Source organism: Achromobacter sp. SIMBA_011 (genome assembly GCF_046535435.1).
Classification (GTDB): domain Bacteria; phylum Pseudomonadota; class Gammaproteobacteria; order Burkholderiales; family Burkholderiaceae_B; genus Achromobacter; species Achromobacter dolens.
Map to the genome: position 1 here is coordinate 913571 of NZ_JAWRWN010000002.1, position 23712 is coordinate 937282.

At 69.2% G+C, this 23712-nt stretch carries 20 protein-coding genes; 14 read left to right on the forward strand and 6 right to left on the reverse strand.

All coding sequences use genetic code 11. The annotated features are described in order from the left end of the window. Positions 1 to 121 precede the first annotated feature (121 nt). Positions 122 to 1645, forward strand: coding sequence for an argininosuccinate lyase (gene argH / locus SB816_RS11385; RefSeq protein ID WP_410546989.1), 1524 nt, complete (start codon positions 122 to 124; stop codon positions 1643 to 1645). 38 nt (positions 1646 to 1683) lie between these two features. Next, positions 1684 to 2661 carry a Bug family tripartite tricarboxylate transporter substrate binding protein gene (locus SB816_RS11390; protein ID WP_410546990.1) on the forward strand — a complete coding sequence of 326 codons (978 nt, stop codon included), beginning with the start codon at positions 1684 to 1686 and terminating at the stop codon, positions 2659 to 2661. Between the two features lie 59 nt (positions 2662 to 2720). Here the strand turns inward: SB816_RS11390 and SB816_RS11395 are convergent, their stop codons facing one another. Further along, positions 2721 to 3212, reverse strand: a complete 492-nt coding sequence (locus SB816_RS11395; RefSeq protein ID WP_410546991.1) for a GNAT family N-acetyltransferase — start codon at positions 3210 to 3212, stop codon at positions 2721 to 2723. A 343-nt stretch (positions 3213 to 3555) separates the two neighbouring features. Here SB816_RS11395 and SB816_RS11400 point away from each other — a divergent pair, with 343 nt between their 5' ends. Then, entirely contained in the window at positions 3556 to 4590 is a 1035-nt protein-coding gene (locus SB816_RS11400; protein WP_410546992.1) for an AraC family transcriptional regulator, read from the forward strand. Here the strand turns inward: SB816_RS11400 and SB816_RS11405 are convergent. Then, on the reverse strand, positions 4574 to 5479 hold the full coding sequence (locus SB816_RS11405; protein WP_054502351.1) for a LysR family transcriptional regulator: 906 nt from the start codon (positions 5477 to 5479) through the stop codon (positions 4574 to 4576). The two genes, SB816_RS11400 and SB816_RS11405, sit on opposite strands and share 17 nt — an antisense overlap. A gap of 156 nt (positions 5480 to 5635) precedes the next feature. Between SB816_RS11405 and SB816_RS11410 the strand changes: the two genes are divergently transcribed. Then, a complete protein-coding gene (locus SB816_RS11410) occupies positions 5636 to 7042 on the forward strand; it encodes an MFS transporter (RefSeq protein ID WP_410546993.1) in 1407 nt (468 codons plus the stop codon). Positions 7043 to 7173: 131 nt separating this feature from the next. Here the strand turns inward: SB816_RS11410 and SB816_RS11415 are convergent, their stop codons facing one another. After that, positions 7174 to 7749 carry a hypothetical protein gene (locus SB816_RS11415; RefSeq protein ID WP_144657751.1) on the reverse strand — a complete coding sequence of 192 codons (576 nt, stop codon included), beginning with the start codon at positions 7747 to 7749 and terminating at the stop codon, positions 7174 to 7176. Between the two features lie 359 nt (positions 7750 to 8108). Here SB816_RS11415 and SB816_RS11420 point away from each other — a divergent pair, with 359 nt between their 5' ends. The 4 genes from SB816_RS11420 to SB816_RS11435 all read left to right on the forward strand — a co-directional run bounded on the left by SB816_RS11420 (position 8109) and on the right by SB816_RS11435 (position 12724). Further along, on the forward strand, positions 8109 to 8822 hold the full coding sequence (locus SB816_RS11420; RefSeq protein ID WP_049073369.1) for a gluconate 2-dehydrogenase subunit 3 family protein: 714 nt from the start codon (positions 8109 to 8111) through the stop codon (positions 8820 to 8822). 3 nt (positions 8823 to 8825) lie between these two features. Then, positions 8826 to 10601 carry a GMC family oxidoreductase gene (locus SB816_RS11425; RefSeq protein WP_049073370.1) on the forward strand — a complete coding sequence of 592 codons (1776 nt, stop codon included), beginning with the start codon at positions 8826 to 8828 and terminating at the stop codon, positions 10599 to 10601. Between the two features lie 10 nt (positions 10602 to 10611). Then, positions 10612 to 11928 carry a c-type cytochrome gene (locus SB816_RS11430; RefSeq protein ID WP_410546994.1) on the forward strand — a complete coding sequence of 439 codons (1317 nt, stop codon included), beginning with the start codon at positions 10612 to 10614 and terminating at the stop codon, positions 11926 to 11928. A gap of 124 nt (positions 11929 to 12052) precedes the next feature. Continuing rightward, the gene (locus SB816_RS11435) at positions 12053 to 12724 is read left to right on the forward strand and encodes a lysozyme inhibitor LprI family protein (RefSeq protein WP_054502355.1); all 672 of its coding nucleotides are present in this window, start codon (positions 12053 to 12055) and stop codon (positions 12722 to 12724) included. A 122-nt stretch (positions 12725 to 12846) separates the two neighbouring features. On the opposite strand, the gene SB816_RS11440 is transcribed toward SB816_RS11435, so the two are convergent. Further along, positions 12847 to 13356 carry a GNAT family N-acetyltransferase gene (locus tag SB816_RS11440; RefSeq protein ID WP_410546995.1) on the reverse strand — a complete coding sequence of 170 codons (510 nt, stop codon included), beginning with the start codon at positions 13354 to 13356 and terminating at the stop codon, positions 12847 to 12849. 252 nt (positions 13357 to 13608) lie between these two features. Here SB816_RS11440 and SB816_RS11445 point away from each other — a divergent pair, with 252 nt between their 5' ends. The 3 genes from SB816_RS11445 to SB816_RS11455 all read left to right on the forward strand — a co-directional run bounded on the left by SB816_RS11445 (position 13609) and on the right by SB816_RS11455 (position 17923). Next, positions 13609 to 13818, forward strand: coding sequence for a hypothetical protein (locus SB816_RS11445; protein ID WP_054502357.1), 210 nt, complete (start codon positions 13609 to 13611; stop codon positions 13816 to 13818). A 77-nt stretch (positions 13819 to 13895) separates the two neighbouring features. Continuing rightward, on the forward strand, positions 13896 to 15656 hold the full coding sequence (locus SB816_RS11450) for a VRR-NUC domain-containing protein (RefSeq protein WP_410546996.1): 1761 nt from the start codon (positions 13896 to 13898) through the stop codon (positions 15654 to 15656). Next, positions 15653 to 17923, forward strand: coding sequence for an ATP-dependent DNA helicase (locus SB816_RS11455; protein ID WP_410546997.1), 2271 nt, complete (start codon positions 15653 to 15655; stop codon positions 17921 to 17923). Before SB816_RS11450 ends, SB816_RS11455 begins: the two co-directional genes overlap by 4 nt. A gap of 102 nt (positions 17924 to 18025) precedes the next feature. Here the strand turns inward: SB816_RS11455 and SB816_RS11460 are convergent, their stop codons facing one another. Continuing rightward, positions 18026 to 18430 (reverse strand): group III truncated hemoglobin, encoded by a 405-nt coding sequence (locus SB816_RS11460; protein ID WP_064528918.1) that lies wholly within the window; start codon positions 18428 to 18430, stop codon positions 18026 to 18028. Between the two features lie 173 nt (positions 18431 to 18603). Next, positions 18604 to 20133 (reverse strand): MFS transporter, encoded by a 1530-nt coding sequence (locus tag SB816_RS11465; protein ID WP_175166879.1) that lies wholly within the window; start codon positions 20131 to 20133, stop codon positions 18604 to 18606. Between the two features lie 172 nt (positions 20134 to 20305). Between SB816_RS11465 and SB816_RS11470 the strand changes: the two genes are divergently transcribed. The 3 genes from SB816_RS11470 (at position 20306) to SB816_RS11480 (ending at position 23569) form a co-directional block, all read left to right on the forward strand. Continuing rightward, positions 20306 to 21190: a LysR family transcriptional regulator gene (locus tag SB816_RS11470; RefSeq protein WP_116792417.1), complete on the forward strand. Its 885-nt coding sequence runs from the start codon at positions 20306 to 20308 to the stop codon at positions 21188 to 21190. Between the two features lie 223 nt (positions 21191 to 21413). After that, positions 21414 to 21920, forward strand: a complete 507-nt coding sequence (locus SB816_RS11475; RefSeq protein WP_054502362.1) for a PaaI family thioesterase — start codon at positions 21414 to 21416, stop codon at positions 21918 to 21920. A 176-nt stretch (positions 21921 to 22096) separates the two neighbouring features. Further along, positions 22097 to 23569 (forward strand): amidase, encoded by a 1473-nt coding sequence (locus SB816_RS11480; protein ID WP_410546998.1) that lies wholly within the window; start codon positions 22097 to 22099, stop codon positions 23567 to 23569. Positions 23570 to 23712: the final 143 nt, after the last annotated feature.

A 23712-nucleotide genomic window follows, 5' to 3' on the forward strand; every position in this document is an offset into this window, starting at 1 on the left:
CGGTCGGGAGACAAGCCGGCAAATCATATCATTTTTGTATGAGAAGCCGTAAAGATCTGATTTGACGTATGAATTGGCGCGGCGGGAGACTACGGCTTTCCTTGTTTCCCTCCGGACCGATATGGAATCCAAAGTCAGCGCCCGTCTCAAGCAACCCCTGGCCAAGGAGGTGCTCGAGCATCTCTTCCTGCCGCGCCTGAACCGCGAGTTCTTCGCCAACTTCGACATGCTCACGCAGATCAACCTGGCGCACCTGCTGATGCTGCGCGAGCGCGGCATCGTCGCTCACGACGCCGCGCGGCGGCTGGCGCGGGCGCTGTTGCAAATGCAGGCCGACGGCCCGCACGCGGTCGAGCTGGACGCGGCGCGCGAAGAGGCCTATTTCAACTACGAGGCGCACCTGATCAAGGCCGTGGGGCAGGAACTGGGCGGCCGGCTGCACACCGCCCGCAGCCGCAACGACATCGGCGCGACCATCGACCGCATGCGGGCGCGGGATTTCACGGCGCGCATCGGCAGCGCGCTGATCGGCGTGTCGCGCGCCGCGCTGGCGCAGGCCGAGCGCCATGCCGATTGCGTGATGCCGGGCTACACCCACATGCAGGCGGCGCAGCCGATCACCTATGGCTATTACCTGTCGGCGCTGGTGGATGCGTGGTCGCGCGATATCGGCCGGCTGGCGCACGTGCTGGAAACGGCGGACGCCTCGCCGCTGGGCGCCTGCGCGCTGGCGGGCACCTCGTTCCCGATCGACCGCGACAGCACCAGCGCCATGCTGGGCTTCAGCGGCCCGCTGGCCAATGCGCTGGACAGCGTGGCCTCGCGCGATTTTGCGCTGGAACTGAGCGCAACGCTGTCGATCATGATGATCACCTGCAGCCGCATGGTGCAGGACTTCTACATCTGGTCGACGCCGGAGTTCGGCTATCTGTCGTTTCCGGACAGCATTGCCAGCACCTCCAGCATCATGCCGCAGAAGAAGAACCCGGCGGTGCTGGAATACCTGCGCGGCAAGACCGGCCACCTGATCGGCCTGACCGGCGCGGCGCTGTCGACGGTCAAGTCGACCCACTTCACCCATTCGGGCGACAGCAGCCGCGAAAGCACCCGCACCTGTTGGGAGGCCTGCGAGGAGGCGCTGAAAGCGCTGGAATTGGTCCACCTGCTGGTCGAGCAGGTGGCGCCGAACCGCGAGCGCATGGCGGCGCGCGCGGCGGATGATTTCTCGACCGTGACCGACCTGGCGGACCTGTTGGTGCGCCAGGCCGACGCGTCGTTTCGCGATGCGCACCACATCATCGGCGCGGTGGTGCGGCAGGCGCTGGAGCAGGGCCTGCCGGCGCGCGCGATTGCGCCGGCGATGATCGTGGCGGCGGCCGAGGAACAGCTTGGCCGGCCGGTGGCGCTGGCGGCCGACGATATCGCCGCCTGCCTCGACCCGGTGCGCAATGTGGCCGCGCGCCTGTCGCCGGGCGGCCCGGCGCCGCGGTCGGTGCGGGCGCGCCTGCGTGAGCAGCACGCGGTCCTTGACGCGCGCCAGGCGGCGATCGACGCCGCGCGCGAACGCGCCGCCGACGCCCGCGAGACGCTGCAACGGCGCGCCCGCGCGCTGGTCCATCAGGAAAACGGTATGGCCGCCGCCTGAGGCGCCGCCGTATGAATCAAACCAAGGGGAATTCCGTCATGTTCAAAGCACTGCCCAAACTTGCCGTGGCGCTGGCCGCGGCCCTGAGCCTCAACCCGGCGGCCCACGCGGCGCCCGCCTATCCCGCCAAGCCGATCACGCTGGTGGTGCCGTTCGCGCCGGGCGGCACCGTCAATCTGATGGGGCGCCTGCTGGCCAATCGCATGTCCGAGGCGCTGGGGCAGACGGTGATCGTCGAGAACAAGCCGGGCGGCGGCGGCAGCATCGGCGCCAACTTCGTGGCCAAGGCGGCGCCGGACGGCTACACGCTGCTGCTGGCGACGATGGGGCAGCAGTCGATCCTGCCGCTGATTTCGAAGAACCTGCCCTACAACGCCGACAAGGACTTCGCGCCGGTTGCGCTGTTCTCGACGGTGCCGAACGTGCTGGCGGTGTCCAGGGACGCGCCGGCCGCGACGGTGGCCGAACTGGTGGCGTACGGCAAGGCCAATCCGGGCAAGCTGAACATGGCCTCGGCGGGCATCGGCTCGGTGAACCACCTGACCGGCGAACTGTTCATGTTCCGCTCGGGCGCCCGTTTCGAGCACGTGCCGTACCGGGGCGCGGGGCCGGCCACGTCGGACCTGCTGTCGGGCCAGGTGCAGGTGCTGTTCGCCAACCTGCCCAATGTGCTGCCGTACGTCAAATCGGGGCAGGTACGGGTGCTGGCGGTGGCCAGCGACAAGCGCAGCGCGTCGATTCCCGACATCCCGACGCTGGCCGAGGCCGGCGTCAAGGATGCGGTGGTGGAATCCTGGTACGGCGTGATGGCGCCGGGCGGCACGGACCCGCAGGTCATCCGCAAGCTGCAGGACACGGTGATCGCCATTGCCAATGACAAGGCACTGCTGGGGCAGTTGGCGGAGCAGGGCGCGGTGCCGTTTCCCGGTGGCAGCGAAGACCTGGCCAAGCTGTCGGCCGAGGAGACGGGGCGCTGGAAGCAGATCATCGACAGCGCCAGGATCCAACTGGATTGAGGCGGGGCGTCCGGGCGCGGCGCCGGCGGCCGGTTGCGCGCGACCGGCCGTTTTGCTTTCTACAGCGCCATCACCATCTCATGCCACGCCATGCCGCCATGATCGGACGGCGACGGCCGCACGTACTGGTAGCCGAGCTTGCGGTACAGCGCGACGTGGCGCTCCTTGCACATCAGGTGGATGGTCCGCTTGCCGAGGCCGCGGGCCTGCTCGACGAAGGCTTCCATCAGACGCGTGGAATATCCCTTGCCCTGATGGGCGGGGTCCACCACGACCGACATGATCACCACGTTGGGGGCGTCGGGATCGTGGCCCACCAGTTCCTTGAAGGCCTCGTCGGCCATTACCACCTGGTGGGCGCAGCCGCTGTTGATGAAGCCGACGATGATGCCGTCCTCCTCGAGCAGCAGGAAGCCCTGCGGATACTGGGCGATGCGGGTGGCGATCTTGGCGTGGGTGGCGGCCTCGTCGCCTTCGTAGGCGGTGTTTTCGATCTCGAAGCAGCGGTCGGTGTCGGCGGGAGTGGGGGCGCGGAAAGTCAGGGAAGGCATGGGCGTGGCGGGAAGGCGGGCCGGTCAGGCTGATGGCAAAAGGGATATGGTAGCGGCTCCATGAAATGCATGCGCCGGAGCAAAAAAACGCGCATTCCCCGGGAGGGGAATGCGCGAAATCGCTGTGCGGCGCGCGTCGGAAGTCCCGGCGCGGCGCCCCGCTGGCATGCGGTACTTCGGCCCGAGTCCGCGTACGTCTTGCGGAATCTCCTGGCAAGCTTAGATACTGTTAGTCTCGTGGCTATACCGTGCGTCTCATTTTTTGGTCGGAGACGCCGAATTTACTTTTTGTCATATTTGGCATCCCGCTCCGTCCGCGCCATCCGCGCGGCAACCCGCAAGCATGAACCCGAGTGCTTACCCCGTCGGCCAACCGCCGCGCATGCCACCCGCGATCGCCCACCATCATTTCGATGTGGCGGCGCAGGCGCCTGAGCGCCGGCTTTTGGCCTGGCGCGACCAGGTCGGGCACGTGGTCGACGTGCTGCCCAGCCGCGACGCGCTGCGGCAGCCTTTCAATGCATCCATCGACCGCTATCGCGCCGGCTCGCTGATGTTCACCGAGTGCCGTTCCGACGCCATGCAACTGGAACGTTCGCTGGTGCGCATCTCGCGCGACAACATCCGCGATTTCGCCTTGCACGTATTCCTGGAGGGCGGCGTTGACGAGGTGACGGTGCGCAATGGCTCGCGGCCCGCCGCCGATGGCGGCGCGGCGCGGGTGATGGCGCTGGACTTGGGCCAGCCGATGCGCATGCGGCGCCGGGCCTGCCGGCTGTTGACGCTGTTCGTGCCGGCGGATCTGGTGCAGGAGGTGTTCCCGGATCCGCAGGCGATCCACGGCCGCATGCTGCGTGACGCCATGCCGTTGGCGCGGCTGGCGATCGGGCAGGTCGCGGCGCTGGCGCAGTCGGTGCGGGGTCTGGACCGGGCGCGGGCCGAGGCCGACATCACGGCCTGTGCGCGTCTGCTGCTGGCCGCCTTCGGCAGGGAGGCGCGACTGGCGGGCAATGCCCGCGCCGCCGCACGGGCGGCGATGTTTGCCCAGGTGCGACGCCACATCCAGGCCAATCTGCACCAGGCCGGCCTGACGCCGGACTCGGTGATCCAGGCGCTGTGCCTGCCGCGGCCGACGGTGTACCGCCTGTTCCAGCACGAGGGCGGGCTGGGCGCCTATATCCGCCATCTGCGGTTGCGGCTGGCGGCCGAGGAACTGGTGCGCTATCCACATCTGGGCGTCATGGAAATTGCCTACGGGCTTGGGTTCGGCAGCGCTTCGGACTTTGCCCGCGCGTTCCGGCGCACCTACGACATGCCGCCGCAGGAATTCCGCGAGCAGTCCTGGCGCTGGCCCGAACGGGTCACGTTGCGGGCGTAGCGAGCGCGCAGACCTGCCGCACGCAGTCGCGCAGCCAGCGGTGCCCGGGGTCGGCATCCATGCGCGGATGCCAGAGCATCGAGATCGTCAGGCCGGGCGCCTGCACCGGCAGCGCGAAACTGTGCATGCCGGCGCGCAGGTTGGTGGTGTGGCGTTCCGGCACGCTGGCGATCAGGTCGGAGGCGCGCGCCAGGGCCAGCGCGTCGGAAAAGCCGGCGACGATGACCGTGATCTGGCGCGCCAGGCCGAGCGCGTGCAGCGCGTCGTCGATCGGCCCCTTGTCCAGGCCGCGGCGCGAGACCAGCACATGCTGGCCGGCGGCGTAGCGCGCCGCCGTGACCTTGCCTTTGGCCAGCGGATGGCCGGCGCGCACCACGCCGATGAATCGGTCGCGAAACAGCGCCCGTGTGCGGATCTCGGGGCTGCTGGCGGCGCCGATCACGCCGGTTTCCAGATCGGCGCTGCCGTCGCGCAGCGGGGTGCTGTCCTTGTCTGGCTTTTGCACGAAGCGCAGCCGCACGCCTGGCGCCTCGCGTTGGGCCAGGGCGATCAGCGCCGGCCCGAAGTATTCGACGAAGCCGTCGCTGACGCGCAGGGTGAAGCCGCGCGAGAGCTTTGCCGGGTCGAGCAGTTCGGCGGGGCGCAGCACGGCCTGCGCCTCCTGTACCAGGCGGCTGACCTGGTCGCGCAGTTCCTGGGCGCGCGGCGTCGGCACCAGGCCGCGGCCGGCCCGCACCAGCAGCGGATCGCCGGTGGTCTCGCGCAGCCGCGCCAGCGCCCGGCTCATCGCCGAGGGGCTCAGGCGCAGGCGGCGGGCGGCGCGCGCGACATTGCCTTCGGTCAGCAGGACGTCGAGCGTGAGCAGCAGGTTGAGGTCGGGGCGGGACATGGCGCGACGGTATCACGGCGCGGCCATGAGATGGCGTCAAACGCACGAATAAAGTGCAAATGCTGCGTCTTCCGCCATGTGCCTGGCGGTCCTACGCTGGCGGCTGGGCTGTTCCGGCGCGCGCCGGACGGCCGTTTCCAACCGCTACGGACCTTCATGTCGCAACCCCTTCCGCATTCCGTCCCGGCCGCCCGCGCCGTCGCCTGGCCGCTGGCCAGCCTGGCCCTGTCCCTGTTGCTGGCCTCGCTGGGCACCAGCAGCGCCAACGTCGGCCTGCCGACCCTGGCGCGAGTCTTCGATGCGCCGTTTTCCCTGGTGCAGTGGATCGTGCTGGCCTATCTGCTGGCGATCACGCTGTGCGTCGTCGGCGCGGGCCGCCTGGGCGACCTGATCGGACGGCGGCGCCTGTTGCTGGCGGGCATCGCCGTGTTCACGGCGGCCTCGGCGCTGTGCGGACTGGCGTCATCGTTGTGGCTGCTGCTGGCGGCGCGTGCGCTGCAGGGTGCGGGCGCCGCCGTGATGATGGCGTTGACGATGGCGTTCGTCGGCGATCTGCTGCCCCGGGAGCGGACCGGCAGCGCCATGGGGTTGCTGGGCACGATGTCGGCGGTGGGCACCGCGCTGGGGCCGACCCTGGGCGGCGCGCTGATCGCCGCGCTCGGTTGGCGCTGGATCTTCCTGGTGAACCTGCCGCTGGGCGTGTTGGCGCTGGCGCTGGCGCGCCGCCACCTGCCGGCGGACCGGGGCCGGGCGGGGGGCGGCGCGCGCTTCGATCTCGCGGGCACGTTGCTGCTGGCGCTGACGCTGGCGGCCTACGCCTTGGCGATGACGCTGGGCGGCGGCCATTTCGGCGCGCTCAATGCCGCCCTGCTGCTGGGCGCGGCCGGCGGCGGCTGGCTGTTCCTGCGTGCCGAGGCGCGCACCGCTTCGCCGTTGCTGCATCCGGCGATGCTGCGCCAACCGTTCCTGGCGGCGGGGCTGGCGATGAACGCGCTGGTGTCCACGGTGATGATGGCGACCTTGGTCGTCGGCCCGTTCTATCTGACTCAGGCGCTGGGGTTGAGCCCGGCGCGGGCCGGGCTGGCGATGTCGGCCGGGCCGCTGGTCAGCGCGCTGTGCGGCGTGCCGGCGGGGCGCCTGGTGGACCGCTGCGGCGCCGGGCGCATCACGCGCGCGGCGCTGGTCGCGCTGGCCGTCGGCACGGGCCTGCTGGCGGCCGCGCCCGCGGCGCTGGGCGTGGCGGGCTACATCGGTCCGATCGTGTTGCTGACCGCGGGCTATGCGACGTTCCAGGCCGCCAACAACACCGGCGTGATGGCGGCGATCGACGCGCGCCAGCGCGGCCTGGTGTCGGGCATGCTGAACCTGTCGCGCAATCTGGGACTGGTGACCGGGGCGTCGGTCATGGGCGCGGTGTTCGCGCTGGGGACGGGCGCGACCGACCTGGCGGCGGCGCCGCCAGTGGCGGTGGCGCGGGGCATGGCGCTGGCCTTTGGCGTGGCGGCGGGGCTGGGAACGGCGGCCTGGATGATCGCGTGGCGCGGCCGGGCGCGAAGCGCGTAGCGCGCGGTCGATGACAGGACGATTGCCTAAAAGGCGAAGGTCTGGCGCAAGAGTCCGCCGCCATCCAACCGCTCGCTCCATGACGTGCCGCGGCGCCCGTATGGCCTGCGCGCCGAGTCGATCGCTCGACGCTAGGCCGCGCCCATCAGCCGCAGGATCCACCAGGCCAGTCCCACCGCCACCGCCGCCAGCACAATGCGGCGCAGGCCGCCGCCTTGGCGCGGCACCGCGCCGGGCGCCGAAGCGTCAACCACGGACGGGCCCGGGGCGGCCGTTGGCGCCGCGCTGCGCACGTCCGGGATATCCGTTTCGATGATGAATTCCGGCTTGGCGGCGGCGTGGCGCGCGTCCGGTCCCGCCAGGCCGCCGATGTCCACGCCGGCCTCCCGCAGCGCGTCCCACAGGCCGCTGTCGTTCAGGCCCTCGCGCACCGCCTCGATACGGTCGCGGTCCGCGCGGGGCACCTCGTCCATGCTGTCGTAGCGGCGCCCGTTCACGGTGACCGCGCCGTCCTTGATCTCGACCTCGAAGCGACCGTCGCCGTCGGCGCCGACGTAGCGCCATTGCTCGGTGAGGGCTTCTTCGGTGTCGTGTCGCACGCCACGCAGCCCGCCAAAGGCATCCTGCGGATCGCCCGAGACGCCGCTCGACATCGACCAGCTACGCGTGGTGGTCGAGCTGCGCCAGGTTTTGCTTTTTTCCGTCATCGAATCGTTTCCGTGAGTAACGTTTGTTATTGGGCCGGAAGCGGGTACGCGGTGGCCGCTGGCTGACTGCGCACTATACAGACGCGGTGCAGTCCTGAATTCGTCTGACAGTGTCCTTAATGCAAAAGTAAATCCCAAGTCAAGAAAATCGATCTGATCCGGTCGGAACAGCAGATCAGTTGGTCTGAAAAGCGCATAATGAGGGCCACCTTTCCTTGCGTCCCTTTTCAAGGATCGGTCTGCTTTTCAGTAACGAAGAAGAGCGTGTTGTCACCAGGGCGCGGCCCGGCAGTTCGTGTTTCCAGGAGTGCATGTGCGGCTGTGCGCCAGGACGACTTGGAATTTTCACGGAGATGTCTATGACACAAGATGCAAAGCCGCGCAGGCGGTTTCTGCAGGCGCTGGCCATCGTGCCCGCGTCGACGCTGGCGGTGGGGGTGGCCGCCACGGGCTGTACCAACGCCGCCGACGGCGGCGCGGCCCGCTCGGCCAAGGCCTATGAGCCTACCTACTTCACCAAGCCCGAATGGAACTTCATCGTGGCAGCGGTCGATCACCTGATTCCCGCGGACCAGTACGGCCCCGGCGCCATCGAGGCCGGCGTGCCGGAGTTCATCGACCGCCAGATGGAAACGCCGTATGGCCACGGCAAGCTCTGGTACATGCAGGGGCCGTTCCATCCCGACGTGGCGCCGGAGCTCGGCTACCAGTTGAACCAGAATCCGCGCGAGGTCTACCGCCATGGCATCGAGGCCTGTGACGCGTGGTGCAAGAAGACCCACGGCAAGGTCTTCGCCGAACTCGACAAGCCCCTGCAGGAACAGATCCTGAAGGACCTGCAGGCCGGCAAGATCGAGTTCGACGCGGTCCCCGCCAAGACCTTCTTCAGCTTCCTGCTGGGCAACACCAAGGAAGGCTTCTTCGCCGACCCGATGTACGGCGGCAACAAGAACATGGTGGGTTGGAAGATGGTGGGTTTCCCGGGCGCGCGCGGCGACTACATGGACTGGGTCGACCAGCCCAACGTCAAGTATCCCTACGGGCCCGTGTCGATTTCCGGGGAAAAGGGGTAAGCGATGGCGATCAAGAAAGACAAAGTGGACGCGGTGCTGGTGGGCTTCGGCTGGACCGGCGCGATCCTGGGCCAGGAGCTGACCGAAGCCGGCCTGCACGTGCTGGCGCTGGAACGCGGCGCCATGCAGGACACCCCCAAGGACGCGGAATATCCCAAGGTGCTGGACGAGCTGGCGTACTCCGTGCGCGGCAAGCTGTTCCAGGACCTGTCCAAGGAGACGGTGACGATACGGCATGGCGTGGACGACGTGGCCGTGCCGTATCGCCAGAATGGCTCCTTCCTGCTGGGCACGGGCGTGGGCGGCGCGGGCTTTCACTGGAACGGCATGCACTACCGCGTGCTGCCCGAGGAACTGGAACTGCGCACGCGCTACGAAACGCGCTACGGCAAGAACTTCATTCCCGAAGGCATGACGATCCAGGACTTCGGCGTCACCTACGACGAGCTGGAACCGTACTTCACCAAGTTCGAGTACGTCTGCGGCACCTCGGGCAAGGCCGGCAACCTGAACGGCAAGATCGTCGAGGGCGGCAACCCGCTGGAAGGCAAGCGCAGCAAGGAATTCCCGCTGCCGCCGCTGGCCACCACCTATGGCGCGCAACTGTTCGACAAGGCCGCGCGCGAAGTGGGCTTCCATCCGTATCCGGCGCCCGCGGCCAACGCCTCCGGCCCGTACACCAACCCGTACGGCGTGCGCCTGGGGCCCTGTAATTTCTGCGGCTTCTGCGAGAACTACGGCTGCTACATGTATTCGAAGGCCTCGCCGCAGACCACCATCCTGCCGGTGCTGCTGAAAAAGCCCAACTTCGAACTGCGCACCCACTCGCACGTGATCAAGGTCAACCTCGATTCGACCGGCAAGAAGGCCGTCGGCGTGACCTACATCGACGCGCAGGGCCGCGAGATCGAGCAGCCCGCCGACCTGGTGATCCTGTCGGCCTACCAGATGCACAACGTGCGCCTGCTGTTGTTGTCTGGCATCGGCAAGCCCTACGATCCCAAGACCAACGAAGGCGTGGTCGGCAAGAACTACGCCTACCAGATGAACGGCGCGGTCAACGTGCTGCTGCCCAAGGGCACCCAGCTCAACCCGTTCGTCGGCACCGGCGCCGGCGGCGTCGGCATGGATGACCTGAACGGCGACCAGTTCGACCACGGCCCGCTTGGCTTCATCGGCGGCGCCAGCATCCGTCACATCCGCTACGGCGGCCGTCCCATCAAGATGACGCCCACCACGCCCGGCACCCCGTCCTGGGGCACCGCGTGGAAGGCCGGCGTGCAGGACGCCTACCAGCGCTACATGACCATCGGGATCTCCGGCTCGGTGATGTCGTACCGTGACGCCTACCTGTCGCTGGACCCGACCTACAAGGACAGCTTCGGCCAGCCGCTGCTGCGCATGACGTTCGATTGGCACGACAACGAATTCGACATGCTCGGCCACATGGGCAACAAGATGGAGGAAGTGGCCAAGGCCATGAAGCCGGAGAAGCACTTCGTCGCGGTGCGCAAGAAGGGCGCGCGCTACGACACCCGGGTCTACCAGAGCACGCACAACACCGGCGGCGCCATCATGGGGGCCAATCCCAAGGAAAGCGTGGTCAACAAGTACCTGCAAAGCTGGGACGTGCCTAACGTGTTCGTGATGGGCGCCTGCGTGTTCCCGCAGAACATGGGCTACAACCCGACCGGTCTGGTGGGCGCCCTGGCGTACTGGGCCGCGCAGGCGATCCGCGACCAGTACCTGAAGAACCCCGGCCCGCTGGTCCAGGCGTAAGGAGCCGACAATGATGAAGAAAACCATTGTTGCCGCGCTCTCGATCCTGGCTTGCGGCACCGGCTGGGCCGCCGATGGCACGCCCGCCACCGCGGATGCGCAGTTGATCAAGCAGGGCGAATACCTGTCGCGCGCCGGCGACTGCATCGCCTGCCACACCGCCAAGGACGGCAAGCCGTTCGCTGGCGGCCTGGGCATCGAGTCGCCCCTGGGTACGATCTATTCCACCAATATCACGCCCGACAAGGACACGGGCATCGGCAACTACACGCTGGAGGACTTCGACCGCGCCGTGCGCCGTGGCGTGGCCAAGGACGGCCATTCGCTGTATCCGGCCATGCCGTATACCGCCTACGCCAAGGTCACGCCGGATGACGTCAAGGCCCTGTACGCCTACTTCATGCACGGCGTCGAGCCGGTCAAGCAGGCCAACAAGGACACCGACATCACCTGGCCGCTGTCGATGCGCTGGCCGCTGGGCGTGTGGCGCTGGATGTTCGCGCCCGACGTGGCCACCGCGCCGGTCACCGCCACCCCCGCCAACGACGCGGACAAGCAGGCGCTGCTGCGCGGCCAATACCTGGTCGAAGGGCTGGGCCACTGCAGCACCTGCCACACCCCGCGCGGCTTCGCGCTGCAGGAAAAGGCGCTGACCGACGCCGACGGCTCGGCCTTCCTGTCCGGCGGCGTGGTCGAAGGCTGGCTCGCCAAGAACCTGCGCGGCGACATGGCCGACGGCCTTGGAAGCTGGAGCAAGGAAGACATCGCCGCTTTCCTCAAGTCCGGCCGCAACGGCCATTCGGCCGCGTTCGGCGGCATGGCGCAGGTGGTGCAGGACAGCACCCAGCACCTGACCGACGCCGACGTCAACGCCATCGCGGTGTATCTGAAGAGCCTGCCGCCGGTGAACAAGAACGCCACCCAGCCGCTCGCCTACAACGACACCGTGGCGCAGGCCCTGCGCAGCGGCAAGGATACGAGCGACGGCGCGATGACGTTCCTGAACAACTGCGCGGCCTGCCACCGCAGCACCGGCAAGGGCTACGCGGAAACCTTCCCGCAGTTGGCGCTGAGCTCGACGGTGAACTCGGCCGATCCCGCGTCGCTGATCCACATCGTGCTCAAGGGCGCGCAGATGCCGGGCACCTCGGCCGCGCCGACGGCGTATGCGATGCCGGGCTTCGACTGGCGCCTGACCGACAAGGAAGTCGCCGACGTGGTGACCTTCGTGCGTTCAAGCTGGGGCAACCAGGGCGCGGCGGTGAGCGCGTCGGACGTGGCCAAGGTGCGCAAGGACGTGGGCGCGGCCAAGGCGCCGGCGCGATAATCGCGCTGCCGTGGGCCGGCCGGCCCGCGGCGCCCCGATGGGATTCGCCCGCTTCGGCGGGCAAATTTCTCCGGTGTCACCGGGCATGTTGAACACCTTTACACCTTCTGGAGAATTCCCCACCATGATGCGTCCTCTGCTCTTGGCGGCATCGCTGGCCGTGGCCGGCAGCGCGACGGCGGCGCCTTCCTTCAACTGCGCCAAGGCCGCCACGCCGGTCGAGAAAGCGATTTGCGCCAACCCGGCGCTGGCGGACCAGGATGCGGCGATCGCGCGGCAATACAAGGATGTGCGGGACAAGCTGGATGCCGAAGCGGCCAAGTCGCTGACCGCCGATCAACGCTATTTCCTGGGCATGCGGGACAGGGTCTATGAGCAGCCTTTCACGCACAGCACACCTGCCAAGGAAATGGCCACCTTCATGCGGGCGCGCCTGGCTTTGTTGAAGGCCATCAATCCGCATCCGGCCGCCGGCTTCGTCGGCAAGTGGCGCAACATCGAGGGCGAGATCGAGATCACGCGAGGCGCCAACGGCGAGTTGGCCGTGGCGGTCAATTCGTGGATGCCTTACTACGGCAATTGGATCTGCGACCTGAGCGGCAATGCGGTGGTTGATGGCGACAGCCTGAAAGTGACCTACCAGGACGGTCCGCCCTGGGTCGTGACGCTGACGCGGCGCGGCGCCGTGCTGGTGGCGCGCCAAACGGCGCCTGCTGGCACCCCCGACGACGGCTCGGGTCCGCCTTTCTGCGGCCGCAATGGCGGCGTGGCCGGCGACTGGTTCGCGGCGCGCTGACGCGCCCCCGCCAGGCTCACTGGCGATTGATCAGGTTTTGCCTGTCCTGGATGAACCCGGGCAGGTTCGGGCGTTCTCCGTCGCCACGCTGGACGTTCAGGCGCTGGCGGGGGCGCGTGTCGTCACACCGGCCGCTCGTAGCGGCGCGCCTGCACCTCGATGCCGCCGATCCGGTCGGTTTCGGTGCCGGTGTTGCGCCAGCCCTGTCGTTCGTAGAAGTCGATGGCGCGGGCGTTGCCTTCGAGCGCATACAGATATAGGCGCGACGCGCCGCGCGCGCGGGCCCAGGCCTCGGCGCGCGCCACCATGAGCTTGCCGGCGCCGGTGCCTTGCCAGGGCGGCAGCACGTGCAGGTTGTCCAGCAGCACCGCGCCGGGGTGATCGTGTTCCTGCTTGACGCAGACGAAGCCGATCGGCTGGCCGTCCTGCTCGGCGATGAACACGGCCTGCGCGTCGGCGTCGCGCATCCGGTCCTGCCAGTGGACCATGCGGTCGTCGGCCAGGCCGGCGTCGAGAAAGCCATCCGGCAGCAGGCCGCGATAGGTGACGGCCCAACTGGCCGCGTGCATGGCGGCGATGGCATCGGCGTCGCGGGCGGTGGCCTGGCGCAGGGTGACGGCGGAACGGGACATGGATTCCTTTGGGACGATGACGGACGATCCGGCCTGGCGCGTGGCCAGGGCGAGCATGTTGCCGGATGAGTTTGACAGGTTTGGCGGCGTCCAGCAGCATCGTGCCATGAACCGTCCGCACCGCCCGTCCGCCCTGATTATTCGCCCCGCTGGGACCTCGGTGGGGTAGCGCGCGTCGCATCATCGCTACATCAACCCGCCAATGGCGGGTTTTTTGTTGGCGCGCCCGTTGGTTTTCTCCAGAGGCAGTCCATGCAATCGAACGCGTTTTCCGTCCCGTCCCCGGCCGAACCGGTGCTGCATTTCCTGGACTTGCCCGATGCGGTCTGCAAGGCGCGGTTGCGGGCGCGCAATGAATCGGGCGCCCATCCTTACACCACCAGCGAGGCGCAGTACGACGCGATCACCGCATACTTCGTGGCGCCGCAGGACGACGAGGGGTTCGAGATCGTGCGCCACTAGGTACAAGCCGAGGGCGGCGGACGGCGATACGGCCTGCTATGATTACTGGATAAATACCCAGTTACCAAGACCGGCTGATGCTGCCCCCGCACCGCTACTACTACCTGCACAATTTCCAGCGCGCGCTTGCGTGGGTCGGTGAGCGCTACGCGGATCTGCTGGATGCCCGCGAACGCCGCTTCATGTCGGATTTCGCCGCGCTGCCGCAGGCCTCGCAGGCGTTGCTGGTGCGCATGTTGATGCGGCGCGGGCCGTGGTTCCGCGCCAGCCGCCTGGCCTACGAGGAAATCCCCGATACGGTCGAGGCCGCCGCCCCGTTGCTGACGCTGGGGTGGCTGGAAGCCGACGCTCCCATGACGCTGGACGAACTGTTCGGGCTGCATACGCGGCCCGAACTCGACCGGTTGTTCGCCGACTCCCGCCCTAAGGGCGCGGCGCGCAAGGCCGACCTGCTGGCGCGCCTGCGTGCCAGCCAGCCCGAGGCGCAGCCCTATGCGAGCTGGAATCCCGCCGCCGGCCCCGACCGCGCAGGCGCGGACGGCACGCGCGTCGTTGCGGCCGGCCGCAACGCGGCGGTGCCGTTCGATCCGGCCTGGCGCGTCGCGGTTGCCGACCTGTGCGAACGCCTGCGCCTGATGTTCTTCGGCAACCTGCACCAGGACTGGTCAGAGTTCGTGCTGGCGGACCTGGGCGTGTTCCAGTACGAAACGGTGCCGTTCGAGCCTTCTTCGCGGGCCTTCCAGGCGCGGGAAGACGTCGACCGCTACCTGGCCCTGCATGCCTGTCGCCGGGCGCTGGATGATGGCCCGGACGTCGATGCGCTGTTGCAGGCGGTGGCCGACTGCGCCAGCGGCAACGCCTGGCTGGAAAAGCGCCGCGCCAAGGTGCTGCTGCGCCTGGGCCAGGCCTGCGAGCGGGCCCAGGATTGGGCGGCGGCGCAACGGGTGTACGCGCTGTGCGCCTACCCCGGCGCGAGGCATCGCCGCATCCGCGTGTACGAGCGCATGGCGCGTTTCGACGAGGCGCTGGCGTTGGCGCTGCAAGCCGAGGCCCGGCCCGAAAGCGAGGAGGAATCCCAACGCGTGGCGCGCATGTTGCCGCGCCTGCGTCGCAAGCTGGGGCAGGGCGCGCCGCGCGGCGCGGCCGCGCCGGTGAGCCGTTTCGACCTGGCGCTGGAGCGGCCCGAGCCGACGGTGGCGGTGGAATTCGCCGCGCGCGATCACCTGCACCGCGACGAGGCGCCGGTCCATTATGTCGAGAACACGCTGATCAATTCGCTGTTCGGCCTGCTGTGCTGGCCGGCGGTGTTCGCGCCGTTGCCGGGCGCATTCTTCCATCCGTTCCAGCGCGGGCCGGCCGACCTGGACGCACCTGATTTCCACGCCCGGCGCGAGGCCCTGTTCGCCGCCTGCCTGGCGCAACTGGACACGGGCGAGTACCGCGTCACGATCCGCCAGCGCTACGCCGCCAAGCAGGGCGTGCAATCGCCGTTCGTGTTCTGGGGCGCGCTGGACGAGGCGCTGCTGGAGCGGGCGTTGGACCACCTGCCGCCAGCGCACCTGAAACTGTTTTTCCTGCGGCTGCTGCGTGACGTCAAAGCCAACCGGTCGGGGCTGCCCGACCTGATCCGCTTCCAGCCGGACGCGCCCGGCTATGAACTCATCGAGATCAAGGGGCCGGGCGACAAGCTGCAGGACAACCAGATACGCTGGCTGGCGTACTGCGCCGAGCATGGCATGCCGGTGCGCGTCTGTCATGTCAGTTGGCGCGACGCGGCGTGCGCATCGCAGCCGCCGGCCTCGACGCACCGTGCCGCCCCGGAAGGACCGGCGCCATGACGTACGCCGTGGCGGTGCGCGCGCTCTGCGAATTCACGGCCCGCGCCGGCGACCTGGATCTGCGCTTCACGCCCGCGCCCAGCGGCCTGGAGGGCATGGCCGGCCACGCCGCCGTGACCGGCCGGCGCGGGCCCGCCTACGAAACCGAGGTGGCGCTGACCGGGCAATACGAAAACCTGCTGGTGCGCGGCCGCGCCGATGGCTACGACCCGCAGGCCAATCAGGTCGAAGAGATCAAGACCTACCGCGGCCGGCTCGACAGCGTGCGCGACAACCACCGCGCCGCCCATTGGGCCCAGGCGCGGGTCTACGGTCACCTGCTGTGCCAGGCGCGCGGCCTGGCGCAGGTCCGCGTGGCGCTGGTGTACTTCAACGTGGCCACCGAAGAAGAAACCCTGCTCGTCGAGACCCGCGATGCGGCCTGGCTGGCGGCCTTCTTCCACGAGCAGTGCGAACGCTTCCTGGCGTGGTCGCGCACCGAGCTGGCGCACCGCCAGGCGCGTGACGCGGCGCTGGAGAAGCTGGCGTTTCCCTATGGCGAGTTCCGCAGCGGCCAGCGCGAATTGGCGGTGTCGGTGTACCGCACGGCGCGCGACGGCCGTTGCCTGATGGCGCAGGCGCCCACCGGCATCGGCAAGACGCTGGGCACCTTGTTTCCGCTGCTCAGGGCCGCCCCGGGCGCGGGGTTGGACAAGGTGTTCTTCCTGGCGGCCAAGGGTTCGGGGCGCGGGCTGGCGATGGCCGCGCTGGATACGCTGAACGCGCAGCCGGCGGCGCCCGGCCTGCGGGTGCTGGACCTGCAGGCGCGCGACAAGACCTGCGAGCATCCCGACAAGGCCTGCCATGGCGATTCCTGCCCGCTGGCGCAGGGCTTCTACGACCGCCTGCCCGCCGCGCGCGAGACGGCGCTGGCGCAGCCGCGGCTGGATGCCCCGGCGGTGCGCGCGGCGGCCCGCGCGCATCAGGTCTGCCCGTATTACCTGTCGCAGGAATTGATCCGCTGGAGCGACGTGGTGGTGGGCGACTACAACTATTACTACGACGCCACCGCCATGCTGCACGCGCTGACGCAGGCGCACCAATGGAAAGTGGCGGTGCTGGTGGACGAGGCGCACAACCTGGTCGACCGCGCGCGCCGCATGTACACCGGCGAATTGAGCCAACTGGGGCTGGCGGCGGCGCGCCAGGCCGCGCCCAAGGCCCTGAAAAAGCCGCTGGACGGCCTGCAGCGTTCCTGGACCGCGCTCAACAGGAAGCAGGCCGAGTCCTACCAGGCCTACGACGAGGCGCCGGCCGGTGTGCTGGCGGCGGTGCAGAAGGCGGTGGCCGCCATCACCGACTACCTGGGCGAGGCGCCGCTGGCGCAGGACGATCCGGTGCTGGCCTTCTATTTCGAGGCGCTGCATTTCATGCGGCTGGCCGAGCAGTTCGGGCCGCACGCGCTATTTGACGTGACGCGGGCCGAAGGCGGGGCGCGCGGCGCCAAGACGCCGCCGTCCACGCTGTGCGTGCGCAACGTGGTGCCGGCGCCGTACCTGGCCGCGCGGCACGCGGCGGCGCACGCCACCGTGCTGTTCTCGGGCACCTTGAGTCCGCAGCAGTTCTATCGCGACACCCTGGGCCTGCCGGCCGAGGCCGCGTGGATCGACGTGGCCGCGCCGTTCCAGGCCGAGCAACTGGCGGTCAAGGTGGTCGGTCATGTGTCGACCCGCTACCGCGACCGCGAACGCTCGCTGCAGCCGATCGCCGACCTGATCGCCGACCAGTACGCGCGCCGGCCGGGCAACTATCTGGGCTTTCTGAGCAGCTTCGACTACCTGCGGCAGGTGGCCGATCTGATGCGCGCGCGCCATCCGCAGGTGCCGATCTGGCTGCAGACGCCGGGCATGGACGAGGCCGGCCGCGCCGCCTTCCTGGGACGCTTCACCGAAAGCGGGCAGGGCGTCGGCTTCGCGGTCCTCGGCGGCGCTTTTTCCGAGGGCGTGGACCTGCCCGGCAAGCGGCTGATTGGCGCCTTCATCGCCACGCTGGGGCTGCCGCAGGTCAATGCCGTCAACGAGAACATCAAGCGCGCCATGGAGCGGCGCTACGGCGAGGCGCAGGGCTACGACTACACCTATCTCTATCCCGGCATGCAGAAGGTGATCCAGGCGGCGGGCCGCGTCATCCGCACCGAGCAGGACGTGGGCACGGTGCACCTGATCGACGATCGCTATCGCCGCGCCAAGGTGCGCAACCTGCTGCCGAGCTGGTGGCGGGTGGATTGAACGAGGATGCCGCCCATTGCTGCTTCGCGCCTGCCGCGGGGCGGGCGTTCAGGGGACAGGCCGCCGCCGGCCGCGCCGACGCGTTGAGCGCGCGGGCCGCGCTCAGGCGGAGCGCAGTTCGGTCAGCGGCTGGTTCGGGTCGCGGCTGAGCTGGTAGCCGTACCACAGGCTGCGCGCCATGCGCTTGGCCATCTCACCGGCGGCATCGGCCAGCGCGCGGTTGGGCAGGGCCGCCAGGGTCTCGCCCCACAGCGCCAGCCAGCGCTCGAACAGCTCGGCGCTCAGGTGCGGCATGGCGGCATGCTTGGGCATGGGCATGCCGGTGAACCGCCGCGTGCCAAGCAGTACGGCCGACCAGAAATCCGAGAGCGTCGCCAGGTGTTCGTCCCAGTCGTGCACCTGGGCCTCGAACACCGGACCCAGCGCGGCATCGGCGCGGGCCTTGGCGTAGAACGTATGCACCAGGCCGCGGATTTCGGCTTCGGTGCAGATGTCGGGTTCGGGCAGGTCGGGTTCGGACAACGGAGGCTCCTGGCGGCGTGAAACGGCAGCACGAATAGTAGGGCGAGGCTGCGCGAGGACGGATTGATCTGGCGCAAGCCGCCGCATGGCCCCGGGCGCGCGCGGGCGCGGGGATCATGCGGCCGGCGATCCATGCGCCCGGGCCCTGCGGCCGACGATCAATGCGCCTGGGTCCGCACCCGCGTCATCGGCGCCGTCTCGGGCCGCGCCAGCAAGGCGTAGACCAGCACGGCCAGCGCCAGCGCGAATCCGGCCAGCGCATACAGCACCTGTCCGAAGGCCTGGTCGTAGGCATGGTGCAGCAAATCGCCGGCGCCGGACAGCAGCGCGCCTGCTTCGTCCAGTTGTCCGAGGGCGGCGCGGTTGGCGGCCTGCAGCAGGGCCGGAGCGCCCGCGTCGGGCAGGGCGGCGGCGGCCTGGGCGTGGATCAGGGTGGCCAGCAGGGCGCTGAGAACGGCAATGGCCACCCCATCCGCGGATACGCGCACGGTATTGAAGATGCCGGTGGCCATGCCGACCCGCTCGTGCTCCACCACGCTGACCGCCATGGCGTCCATCAGCCCCCAGGGCAGCCCGATGCCGATGCCGATCAGGCTCATCGGCAGCCACAGCCGGTCGGCGTTGCCGCCCAGGTCGCGGGCCAGCCAGGCCAGGCCGATGGCCGCCAGCACCAGGCCGGTGCTGGACAGCGCGGCAGGGCTGAAGCGGCGCGTCAGCAGCGCGGCCAGGAACGGCACCACCAGCAGCGGCGTGGCCAGGCCCATCATCAACTGGCCGGCGCGCAGCGCGCTGTGGCCATCGATGCCGATGAAGCGGCTGGGCAGGAGGGCGATCAGCGCAATGAACAGGAACGCCGGGGAGGCCGCCAGCGCCTGCACGCCGACAAAGCGCGGGCGGCGGAACAGCGACAGGTCCAGCATCGGATGCGTGGCGCGGGTTTCCGCGAGGATGAAGGCGATGCCCAGCAGCGCCGAGGCCAGCAGCGAGCCAGCCACCGCGGGATCGGTCCAGCCGTTTTCGGGGGCCAGCAGCATGCCATAGGTGAACAGCCCCAGCGCACCGGTGAAGCTGAGCGCGCCGCGCCAGTCGAAGCGGCCGCCGGCCGCGCCCGGGGTGGCGCGCACGCTGGCCGCGACCAGCGCCAGCCCGCCCAGCCCGACCAGTCCGGTGCCGTGGAACACCCAGCGCCAGCCGGCCGTCTGCACCAGCCAGCCGGAGATCAGCGGTCCGAACGACAGGCCGATGCCGAAAGTGGTGCCCAAGAGGCTGAAGGCGCGGGCGCGAGCGGCGCCATGGAACAGCGGCGCCAGCGACGACATGGCCGCGGCGAACGCCGCGGCGCCGCCCACGCCCTGCATCAGTCGCAGGAAGTCGATCCAGCCGGCGGACGGCGCCCAGGCGATGGGAAAGGTGAAGGCGCAGAACCAGGCCAGTCCGCCCAACCAGACGCGGCGCGGGCCATACAGGTCGGTGAGGCTGCCGGACACCATGATGACGCTGCCGTAGGCCAGGATGTAGCCGTTGAGGATCCAGTTCAGTTGCACGGGCGTGCCGCCCAGCGCCTGGCTGATCGACGGCAGGACCACCGCCGGGCCGGTGAAGCACAGGGGAATGAGCACGGCTGTGAGGCAGGCCGCCAGCAGTTGCAGCCAGCGATTGGAGGCGGGAGAGGGATGCGATGGGGTCATGTCGGTAGAGCGGCGCGAAGCCGGGTGGGCAAACAGAAAATGGGCGAGCGCGGCGCCCGGACGGGGCGCCATGGAACGCAATGCCGGCAGGATAGGCAGCCTCTGATAAAAGAAAAATAGGCTAGGATTCCGAATATTCCGGACATTCATGTCCGTATTGAAGGAAATTGGCATGGACAGCCTGAGTGGTATCGGCGTTTTCGTGCTGGTGGCGGACACGCGCAGCTTTGCCGAGGCGGGGCGGGTGCTGGGCGTGTCGCCGTCGGCGGTGGGCAAGAGCGTGGCGCGGATGGAGGCGCACCTGAAAGTGCGGCTGTTCCACCGCAGCACGCGCCACATCACCCTGACCCCGGAGGGCGAGAAATTCCTGGAGCGCTGCCGCCGCATCCTGTGCGAGGTCGAGGCCGCCGAGCTCGAACTGTCGGAGGCCGCCGGCACGCCCAGCGGCCGGCTGCGCGTCAGCCTGCCGCGCTACAGCCGGCTGTTCGAGCCCGCCATCGCCACCTTCATGAAGCAGTATCCGCAGGTGCGGCTGGACCTGGATTTCACCGATCGCATGGTCGACGTGATCGGCGAGGGCTACGATGCCGTGGTGCGCTCCGGCGAGATGCAGGATTCCGGCCTGAAGCGCCGCCGCCTGGGGCCGTTCCGCCGCATCCTGGCGGCCTCGCCCGATTACCTGGCGCGGCATGGCACGCCGCGCCGCGCCGCCGACCTGCTGGGCCATTGCTGCCTGCACTATCGCTATCCCAGCACCGGCAAGCTGGAGCAATGGCCGCTGAAGACGGCGGCCGGCGCGCCCGCGCCCGAATTGCCGCTGACGCTGGTCTGCAACAGCGTCGAGACCCGCATCTTCCTGGCGCTGGGCGGGTTGGGGATCGTCTGCCTGCCGGATTTCACCGTCCGGCAAGAGCTGGCCGCGGGCAAGCTGGTGACGGTGCTGGACGAACGCACCCGGGGCAATGCGACCATGTGGGCGGTGTGGCCCGCCAGCCGCCATCCGTCGCCCAAGCTGCGCGTGTTCGTCGATCATCTGGCGCAGCAGTTGTTTCCCTGAGAGGGGCCTGCCAGGCGAGCCCAAGCCCGGAATTCCCGGCGCCAGGCTCGCCCGCCACAACCGGACTGCCGATCGAAGGCCGCCAGCAGTCCAGCCGTCCAGGCACGAACCCTGGCACCCCGGAGGCGGCCCAGCCGCCGGGCAATCCGCCCCGTTCCTGGCTTGATATATGATGTTCGTCATATTCGCCCTCGACGATGTTTCCCCTTCAGGAGAACCGCGCATGACTTCCGCTTCGACTCCCGCCGGCAGCGCCTCACCGCAACGCGAGCCCAGCCTGGTCGACCAGACCGGCGCCGGCCTGGATGGCCTGGCGCAACTGCGCGCCTTGCTGGCCTCGGGCCGCAAGCCGGGCATCCTGGTGTCGCTGGATTTCGATTTCGTCGAGGCCGAGGAAGGCCTGGCGGTGTTCGCCGGCACGCCCGGCCCGCACGCCTACAACCCGATCGGTACGGTGCATGGCGGCTATGCCGCGACCCTGCTGGACTCGGCCTGCGGCTGCGCGGTGCATTCGCGCCTGTCGGCCGAACAGGCCTACACCACGCTGGAGCTAAAGGTGGCCTATCACAAGGCCATCACGCGTCACAGCGGCCGGCTGCGGGCCGAGGGCAGGGTGCTGTCGTTCGGCCAGCGGGTGGCGTACGCCGAGGCCAAGCTGACCGATGCCGAGGGGCGCCTGCTGGCGTCGGCGACCTCGACGCTGCTGGTGTTCGCGCGGCCGGCGGCCTGACGCGGCGCGGCGAGTCGCGGCGCAGACCGGCGCGGTCGCGGCGGTCTGCGCCGTCCTGAAGGGCGCGGGGCAGCGCATGGCCGCTGCCCGCGCGGCATGGCCCGGCTCTTGCCGCGCTTGCGCGCCTGGCTGGCGTAGTATCGTCGGCCTGCAAAGCAAAAAGAGGAGACAACACCATGAATGCAGCCATCCCGGCGGCCGCCGGCAGCCTGGACGATATCGTGGCCATGCCCGCCCACGCGCTGTCGGACGCGATCCGCCAGCGGCGCGTGTCGTGCCGCGAAGTGATGACCGCTTATCTGCGCCATATCGACGCGGTCAACCCCAAGCTCAATGCGCTGGTCGCGCGGCGCGAGCCGCAGGAGCTGCTGCGCGAGGCCGACGAACGCGACGCGCAGTTGGCGGCGGGGCATTGGCTGGGCTGGCTGCACGGCATGCCGCAGGCGCCCAAGGATCTGACGGCGGTGCGCGGCATGGTGACCTCGATGGGTTCGCTGGTGTTCAAGGACCAGGTGACGGGCCACGACTCCATCGTGGTCGAGCGCATGCGCGCGGCCGGCGCCATTTTCATCGGCCGCACCAACGTGCCGGAGTTCGGGCTGGGCTCGCACACCTACAACCTGGTCTATGGCACCACGGTCAATCCCTATGACGTCTCCAAGAGCGCGGGCGGCAGCAGCGGCGGCGCGGCGGCGGCGCTGGCCGCGCGCATGCTGCCGGTGGCCGATGGCAGCGACTTTGGCGGCTCGCTGCGTAACCCGGCGGCCTTCTGCAACGTGTACGGCATGCGGCCGTCGGCGGGGCGGGTGCCGTTTGGCCCGTCCAGCGAGGTGTTCCTCAAGCAACTGTCGTATGAAGGCCCGATGGGCCGCACGCCGCGCGACGTGGCGCGGATGCTGGCGGTGATGGCGGGACCCGATGCGCGCGTGCCGCTGTCGCTGGGCGACGATCCGGCCGTATTCGCGCAGCCGCTGGAAGCCGACCTGCGCGGCCGGCGCATCGGCTGGCTGGGCGACTGGAACGGCTATCTGGCGATGGAGCCGGGCATCCTGGATCTGTGCGTCCAGGCGCTGGCCGATCTGGGGGCGGCCGGCTGCCAGGTGGACGATTACCGCGTGCCGTTCGACGGCGAGCGGCTTTGGCGCATTTGGCTGGCGCACCGCCATCTGATGGTGGGCGGGCAGTTCCATGCGCTGGTGAACGATCCGCAGACCCGCAAGCTGGTCAAGCCGGCGCTGATCTGGGAGGTCGAGGGGCTGGACGGCATGACCGCGCGACAGGTCTACCAGGCCACCGAGGAGCGCAGCGCCTGGTACCAGGCCGTGCTCGGCATCTTCAAGGAGGTGGACTACCTGGCGGTGCCGTCGGCGCAGGTGTTCCCGTTCGATGCCCAACTGGACTGGCCCCGGCAGATCGCCGGGCGCGCCATGGATACCTACCACCGCTGGATGGAGATCGTCACGCCCTGGACGCTGGCCGGCTGCCCGGTCATCAGCGTGCCCGTGGGGTTCGGCGCCGCCGGGCTGCCGATGGGAATGCAGTTGATCGGGCCGCCGCGCGGCGACCTGGCGGTGCTGCAACTGGCGCGCGCCCATGAGCAGGTGCGCGACTGGGTCCAGGCGCGTCCGCCGCAGAGCTTGTGGGGCTAGGGCGGGCGCCGGCTTGCGGCTGTCCGCTACGCGTTGTCACACGAAAACACAAGCCCGTGTAACCGGGCTTGGCTTTTTCCCGACGAAGCGGGGACGGAATTGCGGGTTTGCCCTGTTTTTCCGTAGCTGACAGGGCTCGCCTT